The organism is Halobacteriovoraceae bacterium (genome assembly GCA_020635115.1).
GTDB lineage: Bacteria > Bdellovibrionota > Bacteriovoracia > Bacteriovoracales > Bacteriovoracaceae > JACKAK01.
Genome location: JACKAK010000012.1, coordinates 61,164 through 78,447, shown reverse-complemented (window position 1 = coordinate 78,447; position 17,284 = coordinate 61,164). Strand labels below are relative to the sequence as shown.

Here is a 17,284-nt window from a genome sequence, read left to right as displayed (position 1 = left end):
ATTCTATTGGAGGGAACGCATATTTTGAATATCTCACCTCAGCAAAGAGTTTAAAAAATCTTTCTTCTATTGGAGAAAGTGCATATTTTTACTCTCTCAAATCTGCAAAGGGATTAGAAAGTCTTTCATCTATTGGAGAAAATGGATATTTTTACTCTCTCAAATCCGCAAAAGGATTAGAAAATCTTTCTTTTATTGGAGGATCCGCAAATTTTGAATTCCTCACCTCCGCAAAAGGATTAGAAAATCTTTTTTCTATTGGAGAGGGAGCATATTTTGAATCCCTCGCCTCCGCAAAGGGATTAGAAAATCTTTTTTCTATTGGAGGAGATGCAATTTTTCACTCCCTCAAATCCGCAAATGGGTTAGGAAATCTTTCTTCTATTGGAGGAGAAGCAATTTTTGAATCCTTAACCTCCTCAAAGGGTTTAGACAATCTTTCTTCTGTTGAAGGAAGTGTATTTAATAAATACGCATTCTGGCCACAAGAGTTTGAAAAAGATTCTAAGAGCAATACTTCAAGTTCTGAGTCACTTAAATCTTCTTTTTTACATTTGAGGAAGAGTTTATTTTAGTTTCTTAAACCATTTTGCAAATAGTTCTAAATTTCTATTTTTAATACAAGCAAACAAAGAATGCTCTCACCTTGGGTAGAAGAAGGTCAATTTCATCAAAGATTTAAACAATAAATAATCTAGTGATTAAATATTTATGTTCATCGTGACAAATAACATTTCAGTAGGTTATATAGGTTCGCATATAATTAGGTTGTGAGGGTTGTAAATGAATCTTGTAGGAAAATAATAAATTTTGAAAAAAGAATTGTCGAATTCCTTACATCTGTCTATAAGTTATACAGCTGAAAGGCGGTCTATTGGAGAAGGGCCAAGGTATTTTCTTACAGATTGGAAAGGGTAACTTTCTTGAATTGTTGCAAAGTGACAAAAAAATGGGGCAGTTGACCATTTTAGTCTTGTAAATAATTCATACGTTGGTAATATATACATGTAACGCATAGCGATACATTTAAAACCAAACCCCTTAAAACTGTATTGGAGTTAAACAATGACGACCGAACTGCAAACACCCTCAAATCAAATTGATCAATTAATATCAATTCTTCTTACTACGCTAGATGAAACAGTCTTTTTCTCAGAACTTTCAAAATTTATCGGAGATAAATTGGGAGTAAGCTCACTGTATGTTTTCAAGGTAAATGAAGATCTCTCAGCTGAACTGGTCTCAAAAGACGGCAGGCCCGCAAAAACTCCAAGAAGACTTGAAAAAGGAGAAGGCCCGGCAGGACATGTCATTCGAACAAAAAGAGCTTATTTTTCAAATACAACTTCAAGAGATCCTCTCTTTGCAAATTTTGACAACGGTAATTTCTCAAAAGAAATTATTATACCTGTTTCTTTTGAGGGTATTGTTATCGCAACTATTCATCTTCTCAATAGTGATGAAGGTAAAGACTTTCATCGAAATGATATCACCACAGTTCTTGATATCTTGGCCCAACTCAATAGACCTCTAGCAAATATTAAAATGTATTTGGCCGCTAAATACCTCAACGAAGTCCTCCTTAGAAAAATTGAGATGAAGGAACAAGAGCTTGCTAAAAAAGAAAGAGGCGTTCACATTACTGACACCTATATTATCAAAGAAAGACCTATCGTGGGGAAATCTCAAGTGATGAAAGATCTCGCGAAAATGTCAGATAAAGTAGCTCAAACAGATGCAAACCTTCTCTTAGAAGGAGAATCTGGTACAGGTAAAGAACTTTTCAGCAGAAGAATTCATTGCAGGAGCTCACGAAAAGATAGAGCATTTGTTGTTCTTGATTGTTCTTCTCTTAGTGAAATGCAGGCCGATATTGAATTATTTGGACAAGAAATCGAAAATTTGGCCCACGGACCAAAAATTAAACAAGGCCTCTTAGAAGTTGCAAATGGTGGAACACTCATTCTTGATGACGTCTGCTCACTTTCTCCAAAACTACAAAGTAAGATTCTAAACTTCCTAAAAGATGGACTTACCTTTAGAGTCGGTGGTCAAGTACCCTATAGATCAAACGTAAGAATTATGAGTCTATCAAACAAAAAAATTGAAGATCTCGTTGCTGAAGGTATGTTTAGAGAAGACCTCTTTTATGCCCTCGCTACAGTGAGACTAAAAGTTCCAGCACTCAGAGAAAGAAGAGAAGATATCGAGGTTTTAGCGACATATTTTTTAAATAGAGGAAAAGCTGTCGAACAGCAAAAATCATTTTCACCATCAGTATTGCGTCTTTTCAGAGAATACAGATGGAATGGCAATGTTCGCGAACTTCAAAACGCTGTAGAAAGAGCTTACATATTATCTGAAGGGCCAATTGTAGAAGAGGCCCATATTCCCGAAACAATCTTCGAAAAAGAAGAAGAAATTAAGGTATGTCACACTACAAATGAGTTTCGTCAGATGACTCTCGATGATCTTGAAAAGAGTCATATCTGCGCGACTCTCGAACATTTAAATGGTAATAAAACAAAGACTGCAAAGTCACTTGGTATTACTGTGAAAACTCTCTATAACAAATTGCACAGTTACAATATGATTATGATGAAAGAGGCATAAAAAATGGTGACAACCAATGGATGTGGTTATATAATCGCGTCCTTGGTTTGTCATATGGTGTCTATACAAGTATTATTGTCGTGTCTTACTTGGAAAAAGTATGGACCAAAACAGGGAGTCACTAATGACTGAACAGCAGCTAAACGAAACAAATACCGAAGTAAAAAATGTACACAATTTCAGAACTGACCAAGAGGTTGAAACTCTTTATAGGTATATTCAAGAGAATAACTTAAGAAAAGAGGCACACTCAATGATCAAATATGTTATGGATCAAATACAAACTGCAAAGAAAAATGCAAAAAAGCTAAAGTCTCAAAAAAGACTGACAAAAAAGAAATTACAATAACATATTCACCTTAAAAAGGGCCAACATGGAAGTAACGAATAAGGCCAAAGTCGTTTTTGATCCAATATATGGATTTATCAAACTTACACCAGTAGAGTGGGAGATTATTCAATCTCCCTATTATCAAAGATTGAGATGGATTAAACAGTTAGGCTTTTCATTCTATGTTTTTCCAGGTGCGGAACACTCTAGGTTTGGACATTCAATAGGTGTTCTACACAATGCTCATTGTATAATTAAGTCTTGTGGCAGAGGAGTATCAGATAAAGAGCTTTTTGATACACAGTGCCACTCAAAAGAGGCCAATTATCATAAATCACTTCGACTTGGCGCTCTCATGCACGATTTAGGTACATTTTGTTTCTCGCATACAACTGAATCAGCCTACACTCAGTTTGCCGAAACTACCCGAAAAGAAAAAGACGGTCTAAGAAAAGATGATCATGAAAATCTTGGCTCCTTTATTATTAAAAACACCAAACAAGATACTGGTATTACAACTATTCTGGAAAAAAATGGGATTGATCCTCAGGTTATTTCAGATCTTGTTAAAGGCGTTGATCCATCAATACTGGCCAATCAAATTCTACACTCTGAAATAGACTGCGATAGAATGGATTATCTCCTAAGAGATGCACACTATACAGGACTAAAATACGGTTCTTATGATAGAGACTATCTCCTTCACCATTTTAGAACCAAGAGAATTGATAATCACGATATATTAACGATCAAAGAACAAGCAATTCATTGTGTTGCAGATTTTCTAGTTTCACGCTTTGCTTGGTATTCTCAAGTCATACGTTCTCCAAGAGGAGCAAAATTTGATGCTTTGGCAGAGGCATTAGCACTGTTTTTTCTAGAACGAGGAATGATGTATAAATATTCAGATCTCTTAGATATGGCCCAAAATGATGCTGGACGGTTTCATGGGTTTAACGATTCTTATTTTATGGGACTTCTTCACAAATCCTACTTTTCTGGTGAGCTAGATCGCTATCCAAAATACAAAAATATGGCCTATTGTCTACTTTTTGAAAGAGGTCCTAACGTTATCCGCCTCGATGAATTTTCCCCAAGGTTGCTCTCCCAAAACAATGAATCTGAGTATGATAAAATTCATGGTAAAGCAATCTCAAAAGCTAGAGAAATAACTGAAATTGTTGAAAAAAAAGGTTCAAAAGAAGACTGGGTTATTGCTGATTTACCCAAGAAATCAGTTATTTTTGTCAATTCTCATTCTAAAATTGTAAAAAACAAAGTTCGCCCCAATATTTTACTTGAAAGAGATCCAGTCAAAATTTCTAGTGAAAACGGAGAGGTTAAGCTGCTAGTGGATGTCGATAATTCAATTATTTCCCAACTACAAAACACTATTCACTATCTTCCCAATGTTTTTTGCTCTGATGGGGCCTATGAAATTTTAAAAACTGAAAATATTGTGCAATAGGTAATTTGTTCATTTCTCATTTTTTTAAATTTTGTACATTGATAAGCTTTACAAAGCGTGTTAATTATAGCGCCTGGTTGTCGGTTTTGAGGGTATTTCTTATGACGAGATACTTGGTTCTTGTCCTCATTTATTCTAGTTTTAACATCATCTTTGCAGTTGAAAAAAGATGTGATTTTAGAATATTTCTTAGTAAAAAAGAGCAGAGAAATAACAAAAGTGATCCTTTTGAGGTCGGGGATGCACGGCAACTTCTTGGACCATTGGCCCTTAACCGTTTGAATTTTTTTGAAAATATTGAAAATGAAGAACTTATTCTGAGAGGGTTTTCCAATCCTGCTATTGATAGTGAAAACGAAACTGTCCTCACTTTTAAAAAAATTAAAAATGAAGAAATCGACATAATAAGAATAGAGGGGTCTCAGTACGGAGAAAATACACAAGTTGATATTAGTCAGAGGAAAGAAGTTCACGTAGATGGACATGCATACACCAAGACAATAACTGATATTAAGGGTGTAATTAGTAACAAAAGAATTAATCTGAGTGTGGAAGAAATTACTGAATCTGGAAAAGTAACTGTAAGTGCCCAAATGAAAGGAAGCGAAGAGAGTACTCATTCTGATTCAACATTAACATTTGATATAGATGAGATAAAAGAAGAAGACTTGCGTAGAAATTTATTCAATTTTAATGCAAGAGGGGCATTTCTAGGTATTATTTTTAATAGAAAAGTCGAGACAGATGAAAATGGTCAAGTTATTTGTGTTTCTGGCAATATTAACTATGGATCTCCCTATTATGAATTAAAGGGAAATCAGATATTGGCCTTTAATGAGAGGCTAACTAAAATAATTGACTTCGACGATCGACTATACGTCTTTAAATATCTCATTTTTATTATCTGAGCGAAACTTTAAGCAGGCCTTGCGAAAAATATTTTATAAAGCTATAATTTATTAGCGAGCACATGCTGGCATGTGCCCTCTAGGATGAGGTATTTTGCTTAGGAAGATAGTTTCATGTTTACACAATTTTTTGGACAGAATAAAAAAACTAATCAAATTAGAGGTATTGGTAACGAGTCAATTCTATCTTTGAAAAATGTTGATCATTACTATGGTGATTTTCAAGCATTAAGAAATATCAATCTTACTATAAAAAGAGGCGAGATGCTTTTTATTACTGGTGCAAGTGGGGCCGGTAAAACAACACTGTTAAATATTTTGGCAGGAAATATCAAACCTTCCCAAGGTGAAAGAAATTATGCTGGACAATTTGGAAATGAAGGTCCATTTGTGGCAAGTGTTTTCCAAGATTTACGCCTTTTAGAAAATGAATCTTGTCTTACAAATTTGGAAATTAGCTTTGATCCTTCTTTGTATGGAAGCTTTAAGAGTTTTAAGCAAGATAAAATTGAACTTTGTAGAATATTTGGAATTGATAAGAAACTCAATTTGAAAGTCGAAAATGCAAATGGTGGTCTAAGACAAAAAGTATCAATAATTAGGGCCCTGCTTTCTAGGCCAGATATTTATCTTGCTGATGAACCAACAAGTGCTCTAGATCTTGAAAATGCTAGAAAACTTTTTGATGTTTTACACCTCTATAACTTAAAAAAAGGACTTACAGTAGTTTGGTCTAGTCACAATAAAGAACTTGTCAAAAAATTTACAGGGAGACTAGCACATTTAGAAAATGGTAATTTAATTTATTCGGGGAACGCATGTTTTATGTAATCAACTATTTTAAAAATACGGCCCAAAGTCCATTTTTGAGTTTGTTAAGATTTTTCTTGGCCAGTGGATTGGTATTCTCAGTTTTATTTCAAACTCAAATAAAGTCTAATATTATTCAACAAATAGAAATACAAAAGAAATTTCCGAAACTCAGTGCTGTAATGCCTGCAAGTGTAAATATTGAGTGGGTCAGGAGAAAAGTAACAAATCTCCCTGGAGTTAACAAAATCAAAACAGTTTCAAAAGAAAAAATAGAATCAGGAATTAAGCAAAGTCTAGGTGAGTGGAACCATGAAATCTTGGGAAATTATTCTTTCCAAGGCCTAGAAATAATATTTGATGAAGGAATTAAAGAAAGAACTATTGAACTCGTCAAAGAGTATATTCAGAAGCTAGTGGGGCAAAATGAAGTAATTCTTGAAAGTTATTCCGTTAAAGATAGGGAGGATAAAAAAACAAAGAATATATTATTAAGATACCCTGAGAAAATGATAATATTTCTGCTTTTTATCTCCTGGGGAATTATTTTTGCTTTAAGCAAAGATAAAATGTTAAAAAGGTCATACTTGATTGAAAAATTTCAAAGAAGGAACCTCATTGCTTTTAAATTAAATATAATAGAATATTCATTCATTTTGGGATTAGTTGTTTTTACTTCTTTAATCTCAAATGTTCAATTAGTTCATGGATTGATAATGATTTCAATTTTAATGATATTTAGTTCTACATTTTTAGTTGGAAAATCGACTCAATGGCGAAAAGCTTAATATTTTTTATAATTTTTCAAAGTATTTTATGGGCATCAGTATCTGATGTTAATATCAAAATTTTAAAAAATAAGTTAAAAACACAAAGTAGTAAAATTGCTCAAATTATAGAATCTATATCTCAAATTGAGATTGATTTGAATAAAAATAATGATCAAGTTATAGATATTTTGAATAAAAGAAAAAGCATTGAAGAAAAAATCTACCAAATAAAACAAAGAAATGAACAACTGAAATCCAAAAATACCAAAATTATTACAGGACTTGATAAAACTCTCAAAATCTTAGCATTAAAAAAAATTAACGATTCACAGAAACTTGAAGATCAAATGATTATAAAGGTTTTGGAAAATGGTTTAAAAATGTCATCCAAAAAAATTGAATCAATTCAACTTGAAATTAATGATAGCAAAAAAGATCTTGATAATTTGAATAAAATTGTTCTTGAATATGCACAGGCAGAAAAATCAATCAATGAAACGATCTTTAAACTTGAAAACGAAAAGAAAGACCTTGCTTCAAATTATATTGATAGTAAAAAGAAAAAGGCCGATTTATCTTCTAGGCTATTTGATTTAAAAAAGAAATTTATCTATAAAACAATTCAAAAAAATAATTTCGAAGAAACACTTTCAAAATATCTCTCTCCAATTAAAGGTGCACTTTCTATTGAGTACAAAGATAAGGGCGTGACTTACAATATTGAACATAATAAAAATATCTATGCACTTGGAGATGGAACAATTATACACACAGGCCCATTAGGTTCATATGGGAATGTTATAATGATAGACCACCAAAAATCTATTCAATCAGTCATTTTAGGAGATCTTAAGATATCTGTAAAAAAAGGTCAAAATGTGAGGGCCGGGCAATTGATTGGACGAACACTTGTACCATCAGGTAAAATCGGCAAGGTGTATGTAGATTTGAGAGAAAAGAACAATGTATTAAACACTTATCCACTTTTAGATAAAAATACTTTTAAGGTTAAACAATCTGAGAGAATTTAGTAAGAGGAATTTATGAAATTATTTATGATGAGTATAATTTTGATTCTTTCAATCCCTTTATATTCTAAAGAAGTTAAAAAAAATCCTACAGAAAAAAATTCAAGATTTGAAAAACTCGAATTATTTAATAAAGTTCTCTACCTTATAGAAGGTCAGTATTATAGAGAAGTTGACATGGAAAAATTAATCCAAGGTGCTTTAAGAGGAATGATGGCCACTCTTGATCCTCATTCTGCCTTTCTAGATAAGGAAGTCTTCAAAAATATGCAAGAAGGTACCGATGGTGAATACGGAGGTATAGGTATTGAGGTGACATACAGAGATGGTTCTTTAGTGGTTGTTACCCCTATAGACGATACACCCGCTGCAAAGGCCGGAGTTTTGGCCGGAGACGCCATCGTAGAGATTAACCATGAAAATACAATCGGCCTTACACTCGATGAGGCCATAGAAAAACTCAAAGGAAAACTTGGTCAAAAAATTCATCTTGGAGTTAAAAGAAATGGCCAAGATAAAATTATACACATATCGATGGTAAGAAGAGTCATTAAAACTCAACCTGTAAAAAGTGAACTTATTGAAAATGAATATATTTTTCTTAGACTTGGACAATTTCAAAGAGACAGCGCTAAGTTTATGGGGGAACACATTCAAAATTATATTAAAGAAATTGGAAATGAAAATAAAATTAAAGGAATTGTTCTCGATTTAAGATCTAATCCAGGTGGATTACTTGATGAAGCAGTAAATGTGGCATCTCTTTTTTTAAAAGATGGGATAGTCGTTTCAACCGAAGGTAGAGATGGCAAAAATAAAGAAATAAAATATGTAAAAAAAAGTGGTCTTAAAATACTCAAGGCCCCAATGGTTGTACTTATAAATGCTTCATCAGCTTCTGCATCTGAAATTGTTGCTGGAGCATTACAAGATCATAAAAGAGCAATCATCATGGGCAGACAGTCATTTGGAAAAGGTAGCGTACAAAGTGTAGCAAAAATTGATAACGAAAATGGAGTCAAACTTACGATTGCTCAGTATATGACACCAAATGATAGAAAAATTCAGGCCATTGGTATTACACCAGATGTAGAATTAGATGAGGTGGATGCAGCATGGTTGAAAAACCACAAACAAAATGAAGACTTTGTAAGAGAAATCGATCTCAGAAATCACCTTACTTCAACCATCGAAACTAATGAAGAATCAAAGCTAATTAATGACAAAAAGAAAAAAGATAGATTGAAAAGAATAGAGAGAATTCAAAATAAAGAAAAGAAAAAAGATGCTGAATTTGCTCCCTATATTGCGACTGAAGATTTTCAAGTTTTGCAGGCCGTAAACTTTCTTAAAACCTTTGGCGTGTATAATAATTTTATAAAAAAATCACTTTAAATCCGGAAAATGTACAAATCATTTGTTATGATGCTCATATGGAGCAAAGAATGAATGTTGAAAGTGTTTCTCAAATTTTAGGCCGAATTAAATCGACCCTTGAAAATAATTATTTTAATGTTACTGTCGAAGGTGAAATCTCTAATTTCTCTAAGTCTTCAACTGGACACTACTATTTAACAATTTCAGATGAATCTGCTTCTCTATCAGTTGCTGTCTTTAGACAAGATGCCATACGAAATCCAATTCTTTCAAAAATTAAAGATGGTGATAAAGTAATTATTGCAGGGCAAATTAATGTTTACCAAAAAAGAGGAACTTTCCAATTAGTCGGCAAAACTCTTGTCACCTCCGGAGAAGGCAATCTAAAACTTCAATTTGAACTTTTGAAAAAAAGATTAGCATCAGAAGGACTCTTTGATGAAAATATAAAAAAAAGTATCCCCAAAATTCCAAAAAGAGTCGCAATCATTACAGCTTGGGGATCTGCTGCGTTAGAAGATTTTTTGAATATCTTTTCTAATAAATCTATTTGGATGGATATTACAATTATTCCTGCAATCGTCCAAGGTAGCAAATCTGAAGAATCTCTCGTACTGGCGCTTCAAAAGGCCATTTCTTTTTCAATGAAAAATAAAAATAACTCCTACGACGTTATCGTTATTTCAAGAGGAGGCGGGAGCATGGAAGATCTTTGGTCTTTTAACAGTGAAAAGCTAGCTTGGGAAATTTATAATTGCCCAATTCCAATTATAAGTGCTGTTGGACACCAGGTTGATTATTCAATCTGTGACTTTGTTGCAGACTTTCGTTGTGAAACCCCCTCGGCCGCGGCAACGTTGCTGACTGAACATCAATATTTTTTAAAACAACAAATCAATAAAGACCTTTTAAGATTAAAAAATTGTGGACAACAGATCATTGCACCCCTGAAATATAAATTATTAGAGTGTTCTCCAAGAAATATGATTAGCACTATCTACTCTCACCTAAATTTTTTAAAGAACAAACTACACAGATTAAATATCCAAGGCAAATTACCCATTTATCTCAAAATTTATGACAAACGTATGGCAATTGATGAGGCCCGTCATACGATACATCGTATTCTGGACAAAAAGCTAAATACATTACAAAATAGAATTGAAAAAAATTGGGGATTGTTAAAAGTACTTGGGCCTCAAAGTGTTTTAGAAAGAGGTTATACCTATTTAATTGGGCCATCTGGAAAAATAGTAAAAACAAAAAACGATTTTGACAGATTAAAAAGCAATGATCACCTACAATTAAATTTTTCAGACGGAATAGTAACTATAATCAAGGATTGATTACAATGAAACTTTTTTCTATTTTATTGTTAATGTCTCTTCTTTCTTGTTCGCATCAAGATAAATCTGAATTCAACGTTGTTGACCTTGATAAGGTACAAGAAAAAATCGTTTCAGAAATCATTCATATACCACGTGGTGAAATCATCAGACTAGAAAAAGTTTTACCAGAAGAGTATTTTCAAGTCGATTTTAATATTGAATGCCGCGATAAAAAAATTCCATATTACAAAAATAATAAAACTGTTATCTTCTTTTTAAGTGAATCATATTTTAGTGATTTTAATCCTTACCGTTGCACACTGAATGTTGAAGATTTAAAAAAATCTGTCACAATTTATTCTATTATAGTTAATGATGCTTCATACCCTTCCGAGAAATTGGATGTAGACCAGAAACGAATTACTTTATCTCAAAAAGATCTTCAAAGAGTCCAAGATGAACAAAAAATATTAAATGCAATTTATTCAAATGGAATGAATTACCCCTTATTTAAAAGTGGATTTAGAAGACCTCTCAATTCTAGTATAACAAGCGTATATGGAACTCAAAGAGTGTTTAATGATTTAAAGAAAACACAACATTTGGGAGTAGATTTTAGAGCTCGCAAACCAATGGAAATTAAAAATGCTGGTAGTGGAAAAGTTGTACTGGCCACAAATCTTTTTTATACTGGAAACACTGTTATTGTCGATCATGGACTTGGAATATTTACTATTTATGGACATCTCTCCAAAGTGAATGTTAACGTAGGTGATTTATTACCTAAAGGCCATGTCCTTGGACTCACAGGAAAAACTGGTAGAGTAACAGGGCCACACTTACATTGGGGAGTAAAAGTACATCAAGAGTGGATTAATGGATTATCTTTAGTAGAAGAAGGTATACTTTGATGCAAAGTTTAGCCGAAAGTCATGATGGAAAATTTTTAAAAAAAGAATCTCAAATTTTCAAAGATACATATAGAGAAATTCTTTTTAGAATGAATAAATTAAACTCAGCGACAGGGATAAATTTATCTCAAATAAATAGTGAGGCCCAAAAAATTATTGAAAATTCTTTTAGTGAATCTTCTCTTGATAAAATCATAACTCTTATAGATACATTGGCCGTTAGTTGCCTACAAAGAGGAAAATTTTTTGTAAGAAAAATTAAAGACCCTCCTGAAAAAGTAAATAAAAATGCTATTTTAATTCTAGATGAAGTTGTCATTGAATTCGATCTTAATGAATTAACAGATCCAGATTTTTTACTTTTTTTTGCCGTTTTAAATAAAATTAATCAATTTTCTAGCTACAGAAATTTCTATAATCGAGAATTCAATATTGCTAGGCTAAATGAATTACAAACTGCACTTCACAATTTTAAACATGGGTTGGTATTATTAAGTGAAAATGGAGAGGTTATATTTCATAATAAAAAATTTTCTGAAATTAGTTTCCCTCTACCAAAACTTCTTAAGCTAAAAAATGGAGAAACAAATAATTTTTCAGGCAATACCTACAAAGTAATCAAGTATTCATTTCAACATTCATTTAAAAATTATGAAATAATGATTCTCGTTCTTGGTGAAAGTGTATACAAGAAGAATGGGCCTCCATTAAACTCGGTTGATCTTGGAATTATTTCAAGCTCGATAGCACATGAACTCAATAATCCCTTGGCCGGTATGCTTTCTGTATTAACACTGATAACCTTAGAAAATGAACTTGACCAAGATCAATTGGACATGTTCGAAGGAATCAATGAATCCCTACTAAGATGTAAAGAGCTTGTTGAAATTTTTTTAGGCTTTTCAAGAGTTAATATCAATTCAAAACAAAAAATTAGTCTTGACATGGCCATTGATAAATCTCTCGAACTTCTCAGAGGGAGAATGGTTGAAGCTAATATTAAACTCAATCTCGATAAAGGTTTACAACAATCCCTTTTTCAAGGGCCTGTTGATTTATTTAATATTAACTCGGCCACAGGAACCATGATTTTTTATCTGCTTTTTTCAGAAATATTGACCCAATTCTCTCACATGAGACTAGTTAAACTTGATCAGCGCTCAAATATTCAATCATCGATTAAACTCTCAAAATCCATTCACGAAGATCAATTTGAAATAAAAATTGAAAGGGCCGAAGAAGTATTTAAAAGATTAAATATTTCAAAACTTATGTACTATCTCCTTGAATTTGAAGGACTAAAACTCTCAATGCTCAATGATAGAATCTCTATAAGGAGAACCAAATGATGCAATTTGCTTTCATCTTTTTATTTGGAGGACTTGGAGCTTGTTTAAGATTTTTAACTTCAAAAATAGTCTTTGGTATATTGAATCTCTCCTGGCCAGCAACTGCAATTGTAAATCTCGTTGGTTGTTTATTGATTTTTTTGCTGCATGAAAAAATCAATTTAGGCCAGTATAATGGGCCATTCAGATTTGGTCTGATTGGTGCACTCACCACTTTTAGTACATTTGCCTATGAACTCGTCACCCTGAGCAAAGATGGAAGGTATTCTGAGGCCATCATTGTATTTTTCTTAAATATATTTGGAGGGATATTGATAGGAATTTGGATTCTTAGATAGAAAATGATCAAGTTCGTTAAAAAATCCCTTCATATTGTTATGAACATCCGCCCCACCAAAGAAGAATATATCATTTGTTTTTCGCGATTTTTTTAGAATATAGTAGTGAATAAAGTTTTTGAGATCGATTGGCATTTGCGTTTTTTTTATTCTGTTGTTGGCCATTCGGTTTGATTTAGACTTTATATATTGAATGAGTTTTTTCTTATGATCAGGAAATCTAAAAACTAACTCAGACTTTTGTGTAATAGAACAAACAGGATAAATGATATACTGGTCGGGTACTAAATGATTCATAATCATAAATTCACCCACAGTATGATCAATTTTTAATATTTCTTCAAATAATGTCTTATCTATCGTTTCATTGTTAAAATGTTTAGGTCGCTTTTCCTTCAAATGAACTTGCCAGAAAAAATCAACAACTCTCTCCCTTATTTCAGGTGTCATTTTATTAAAATGATTTGAAAAATGAATAAATGCTTCTATAAAAGGTCCATAGAGTTTGAGCGTGATGTTTTTCCAGTCTAAATTTTTTAGCTCACTATGAATAAAGTCTAACTCTTCTTCCACATTTTCAATTGGAATTGAAAAAAGAATAACACCATTATCACCCTTCACCGTTATAAGCATAGGAATCTGTATGTTTTTTATCTTAGTAATAACTTCAGAGAGTGGCGTATCATTTGTATAATTGGCCCGGTCAAGTTCATATTTATTTCTTGGGTAGTAAAGATGATTAATCTTTCTTATATCTTTATTAATAAATATTTCAAGATATTTTAAAAGCAATTGGGCCGTTGCCTTGGCATCATCAAGCGCTCTATGGGCCTTCTTATGCTTGATTTTGAAAATATAACTCATATATTTTAAATTCGAATTCATAAGATTTGGTATAAGATACTTGGTCATCAAGTTTGTGCAAATGCTTGGGTTTTGCAAAGGGGCCCTTCCAAGCCTTGAGAGAACAGAATTAAAAAACGGAATATCAAAAGATGTATTATGTGCAACAAGTACATCATTTTCCATAAACTCAAGAATTTCATCAATAACTTCTTCAATCGTAAGCTTGTCCTTCACATCTTTTTGAGAAATTGAGGTTAATTTTTGAATGAAATCCGGGATTTTTATCTCAGGATTTATCAACAAATTTTTCTCTGCGATTACTTTTAAACCACGAATTTTAACCAGCCCAATTTCAATGATTTTATCAGTCTTATGATTTCCACCCGTCGTTTCAAGATCAAAAACACAGAAATTCATTTCACTAATGAGCTTTTTTGAAGATGAATCAGTCATGCAAGTCCTTTGTTTCAGTCATTCGACTGAAAAGAATTTTATCCTATCAGTTAGTCTACGAAAATTTGTTCTTCATGGCACCAGTTTTTTTACAAAATTGACCAAAAGCGAATTAAATTGACCTTTAACCTTTTGCGCCTGCTCCTTTATATCTTCATGCTTGAGCAACTCATCTAAAATTCCCGCCGCCATATTAGTAATACAAGAGATTCCGACAACCTTTATACCAAAGTGATTGGCCGCAATTGACTCAGGAACAGTACTCATTCCAACCATATCTCCTCCAATTGCTCTAATCATTCTTACTTCCGCTGGTGTTTCATAAGTTGGCCCTAAAACCCCACAATATACACCTTCCTTCAAATCAATTTTGAGTTCTTTGGCCGAACTAAAAAGAAGACGCCTCAATTCCGAATGATAGGCCTGAGACATATCCGGAAACCTAGGACCCCACTCAGAAAGATTTGGGCCCACAAGAGGATTTCTCATCATCAAATTAATATGATCTGAAATACACACCAAATCCCCAGGAGAAAAACTTAAGTTAACCCCTCCGGCCGCATTGGTTAAAATTAATGTCTCAATCCCTAAAGATCCCAATACTCGCACAGGGTGAACAACTTCCTGCATAGGAAGCCCCTCGTACGCATGTAATCTTCCCTGTAAAATGGCCACATCTACATTTCCTACTTTTCCTAGAATTAACCTTCCCGCATGTCCTTCAACAGTGGTTTGATAGAAATGTGGAATGTCCTTGTAGAGTATTTCTACTTTGTCTGTAACTTCTTCTACAAATACACCCAGTCCTGAGCCAAGTACAATACCAACCTTAGGGGTGTACTTCATTTTTGTCTGAATATATTGAGCACTTTCAGATAATTTGTCATACATAATTATTTATCCTTTTTACTAATTGAAATCTTTTTCTCATAAATTAAGGGAATTTTCTTTGTCGGTCTGTTTTTACTCATTTTAATAACCTTATTTAAATATTCGACTTTAAGATCCTCAACAAGTTCCTCTTGTCCTTGATTAAACCAAATTGTTGCAAGCTCATCACCAATTTTTAATCGATCCCCAGGTTTTCTAAAAACTTCAATACCCACACCATGATCAATTTTTTCTCCGGCCTTAGTTCGCCCTCCACCTAATTTGACAACTTGTAGACCTATTAACTCACAATCCATTTTTGAAATATAACCAACTCGTGGTGATTTAATTACAAACTTATTTTTGGCCAAGGGCAGTTTTGTATAATCCTCTATAAACCCAGGATCTCCACCTTGATTAACGACAATTTCTCTAAATTTTTTTAACCCTTCTCCTGTTGCTATTTTTTGCAAGAAAAGTTTTTTCGCTTGCGTGAAATTTTTGGCCAATCCGGCCAGCAAAATCATTCCGGCACCTAACTCAGCACATACTTCCAAAAGATCTTGTGGGCCCCTTCCTTTTAAAATTTCTACACATTCAATAATTTCAAGAGAATTTCCTACTTTTTCTCCCAAAGGTTTAGACATATCTGTAATACAAGTCATGACATTCTTATCATATCTCAAGGCCGTCTCCATAAGAGACTTAGCTAATAACCTCGATCTTTTAAGGGTTTTCATAAAGGCACCAGATCCAGTTTTGATATCAAAAACATAACTATCTGGCCCTTCTGCTATTTTTTTACTCATAATACTGGCCGTGATTAATTCAATTGACTCGACTGTTGCCGTTACGTCTCGTAATGCATAAATTTTTTTATCAGCAGGAGCTATTTCATGAGTCTGACCAATTATGGCCGCTCCCTTTGTTTTTACTAACTCTACGAAACGATCAAGCGATATTTCCATATCTAATCCATGAATGGACTCTGCCTTATCTATCGTTCCCCCTGTATGCCCCAAACCACGTCCAGCAATCATAGGAACCTTAACTCCACATGCCATGGCCACCGGAGCAAGTATAAAACTTGTCTTATCTCCAATTCCCCCTGTGGAATGTTTATCCACAGTTAAAGGATCATCGAAATTTAAAGTCTTTCCAGAATTGAGCATTGCGTCTGTCAAATATTTTGTCTCATCATGATCTAGGCCATTCAAATATATGGCCATCAATAATGCACTCATTTGATAATCGGCCACTTCCCCAGAAACTAATGATTTAATGAACCAATCAATTTCGTCTTGTGAAAGTTTTAAACCATCCCTTTTCTTTTTTATGATGCTATAGGCGCTACTTGAAGTTTGCTTCATCTTTTTACTCATTCACTTTTAAATTGTTGTCTTTTTAGGTAGTATACCTAAACGCGGAGTGTGCCACTTCCGTTTGAAATAGAATAATAAAAAGAGATGAAGATGAAAAATTTTTTAAAAAAACTTCCCTTGATTTTGTGCATGGCTTCTTTTATGACAACCGCTAAAGCCGATGAGGAGTTAATAAATAATTCTATGAAAGATTTAACTCTTGTTGTTGGCTCTGGAATAGCTGGTGCTGTCATTGGACTTTCAACACTTGCATTTGTCGACGAACCCTCCGATCATCTTAAAAATATTGTTGTCGGCGGCGCGGTTGGAGTCATTGTAGGGGTTGGAATAGTTGCTTTTACCCAAGCAACTAAAACAAATGACATCTATCAAAATGCTTTTTTCCCACAGGAAACGAAAGGGTTAACAACACTTCAAAGACGCAATTGGTCACATACAGAGTTTAACAGACTCACTCCTAAAAAAGTATTCTCTCCAGTAAGTTTTAGTTTTAGTCTATAAG

General features: G+C 33.3%; 17 protein-coding genes. 14 read left to right on the top strand and 3 right to left on the bottom strand.

What is annotated here, in order from left to right; genetic code table 11:
* From H6622_16985 to H6622_16925, 13 genes are all read left to right on the top strand, one after another.
* On the top strand, positions 1-575 hold a 575-nt coding region (locus tag H6622_16985; GenBank protein MCB9063223.1), incomplete at its 5' end, for a hypothetical protein.
* 490 nt (positions 576-1,065) lie between these two features.
* Positions 1,066-2,613, top strand: a complete 1,548-nt coding sequence (locus tag H6622_16980) for a sigma-54-dependent Fis family transcriptional regulator (GenBank protein MCB9063222.1) — start codon at positions 1,066-1,068, stop codon at positions 2,611-2,613.
* A gap of 124 nt (positions 2,614-2,737) precedes the next feature.
* Entirely contained in the window at positions 2,738-2,962 is a 225-nt protein-coding gene (locus H6622_16975; protein ID MCB9063221.1) for a hypothetical protein, read from the top strand.
* A gap of 25 nt (positions 2,963-2,987) precedes the next feature.
* Complete coding sequence (locus tag H6622_16970; GenBank protein MCB9063220.1) at positions 2,988-4,412, top strand: HD domain-containing protein; 1,425 nt, start codon at positions 2,988-2,990, stop codon at positions 4,410-4,412.
* Positions 4,413-4,513: 101 nt separating this feature from the next.
* The gene (locus tag H6622_16965) at positions 4,514-5,320 is read left to right on the top strand and encodes a hypothetical protein (GenBank protein ID MCB9063219.1); all 807 of its coding nucleotides are present in this window, start codon (positions 4,514-4,516) and stop codon (positions 5,318-5,320) included.
* A gap of 114 nt (positions 5,321-5,434) precedes the next feature.
* The gene (locus H6622_16960) at positions 5,435-6,151 is read left to right on the top strand and encodes an ABC transporter ATP-binding protein (GenBank protein ID MCB9063218.1); all 717 of its coding nucleotides are present in this window, start codon (positions 5,435-5,437) and stop codon (positions 6,149-6,151) included.
* On the top strand, positions 6,139-6,918 hold the full coding sequence (locus H6622_16955; GenBank protein MCB9063217.1) for a hypothetical protein: 780 nt from the start codon (positions 6,139-6,141) through the stop codon (positions 6,916-6,918). Before H6622_16960 ends, H6622_16955 begins: the two co-directional genes overlap by 13 nt.
* Positions 6,903-7,931 (top strand): peptidoglycan DD-metalloendopeptidase family protein, encoded by a 1,029-nt coding sequence (locus tag H6622_16950; GenBank protein ID MCB9063216.1) that lies wholly within the window; start codon positions 6,903-6,905, stop codon positions 7,929-7,931. The genes H6622_16955 and H6622_16950 overlap by 16 nt, the downstream gene beginning before the upstream one ends.
* 12 nt (positions 7,932-7,943) lie before the next feature.
* Complete coding sequence (locus H6622_16945) at positions 7,944-9,323, top strand: S41 family peptidase (protein MCB9063215.1); 1,380 nt, start codon at positions 7,944-7,946, stop codon at positions 9,321-9,323.
* Between the two features lie 50 nt (positions 9,324-9,373).
* The gene (gene xseA / locus H6622_16940) at positions 9,374-10,651 is read left to right on the top strand and encodes an exodeoxyribonuclease VII large subunit (protein ID MCB9063214.1); all 1,278 of its coding nucleotides are present in this window, start codon (positions 9,374-9,376) and stop codon (positions 10,649-10,651) included.
* 5 nt (positions 10,652-10,656) lie between these two features.
* Positions 10,657-11,544, top strand: a complete 888-nt coding sequence (locus tag H6622_16935) for a M23 family metallopeptidase (protein MCB9063213.1) — start codon at positions 10,657-10,659, stop codon at positions 11,542-11,544.
* Entirely contained in the window at positions 11,544-12,893 is a 1,350-nt protein-coding gene (locus tag H6622_16930) for a HAMP domain-containing histidine kinase (GenBank protein ID MCB9063212.1), read from the top strand. The genes H6622_16935 and H6622_16930 overlap by 1 nt, the downstream gene beginning before the upstream one ends.
* Positions 12,890-13,231 (top strand): CrcB family protein, encoded by a 342-nt coding sequence (locus H6622_16925; GenBank protein MCB9063211.1) that lies wholly within the window; start codon positions 12,890-12,892, stop codon positions 13,229-13,231. Before H6622_16930 ends, H6622_16925 begins: the two co-directional genes overlap by 4 nt.
* Here H6622_16925 and H6622_16920 read toward each other — a convergent pair.
* The 3 genes from H6622_16920 to H6622_16910 all read right to left on the bottom strand — a co-directional run bounded on the left by H6622_16920 (position 13,184) and on the right by H6622_16910 (position 16,782).
* A complete protein-coding gene (locus H6622_16920; GenBank protein ID MCB9063210.1) occupies positions 13,184-14,530 on the bottom strand; it encodes a 3'-5' exonuclease in 1,347 nt (448 codons plus the stop codon). The two genes, H6622_16925 and H6622_16920, sit on opposite strands and share 48 nt — an antisense overlap.
* Before the next feature lie 72 nt (positions 14,531-14,602).
* Positions 14,603-15,424 carry a purine-nucleoside phosphorylase gene (locus H6622_16915; GenBank protein MCB9063209.1) on the bottom strand — a complete coding sequence of 274 codons (822 nt, stop codon included), beginning with the start codon at positions 15,422-15,424 and terminating at the stop codon, positions 14,603-14,605.
* The gene (locus H6622_16910; protein ID MCB9063208.1) at positions 15,424-16,782 is read right to left on the bottom strand and encodes a thymidine phosphorylase; all 1,359 of its coding nucleotides are present in this window, start codon (positions 16,780-16,782) and stop codon (positions 15,424-15,426) included. Before H6622_16910 ends, H6622_16915 begins: the two co-directional genes overlap by 1 nt.
* A 183-nt stretch (positions 16,783-16,965) precedes the next feature.
* On the opposite strand from H6622_16910, the gene H6622_16905 reads away from it, so the two are divergent.
* On the top strand, positions 16,966-17,283 hold the full coding sequence (locus H6622_16905; protein MCB9063207.1) for a hypothetical protein: 318 nt from the start codon (positions 16,966-16,968) through the stop codon (positions 17,281-17,283).
* The last annotated feature ends 1 nt before the right edge of the window (position 17,284 follow it).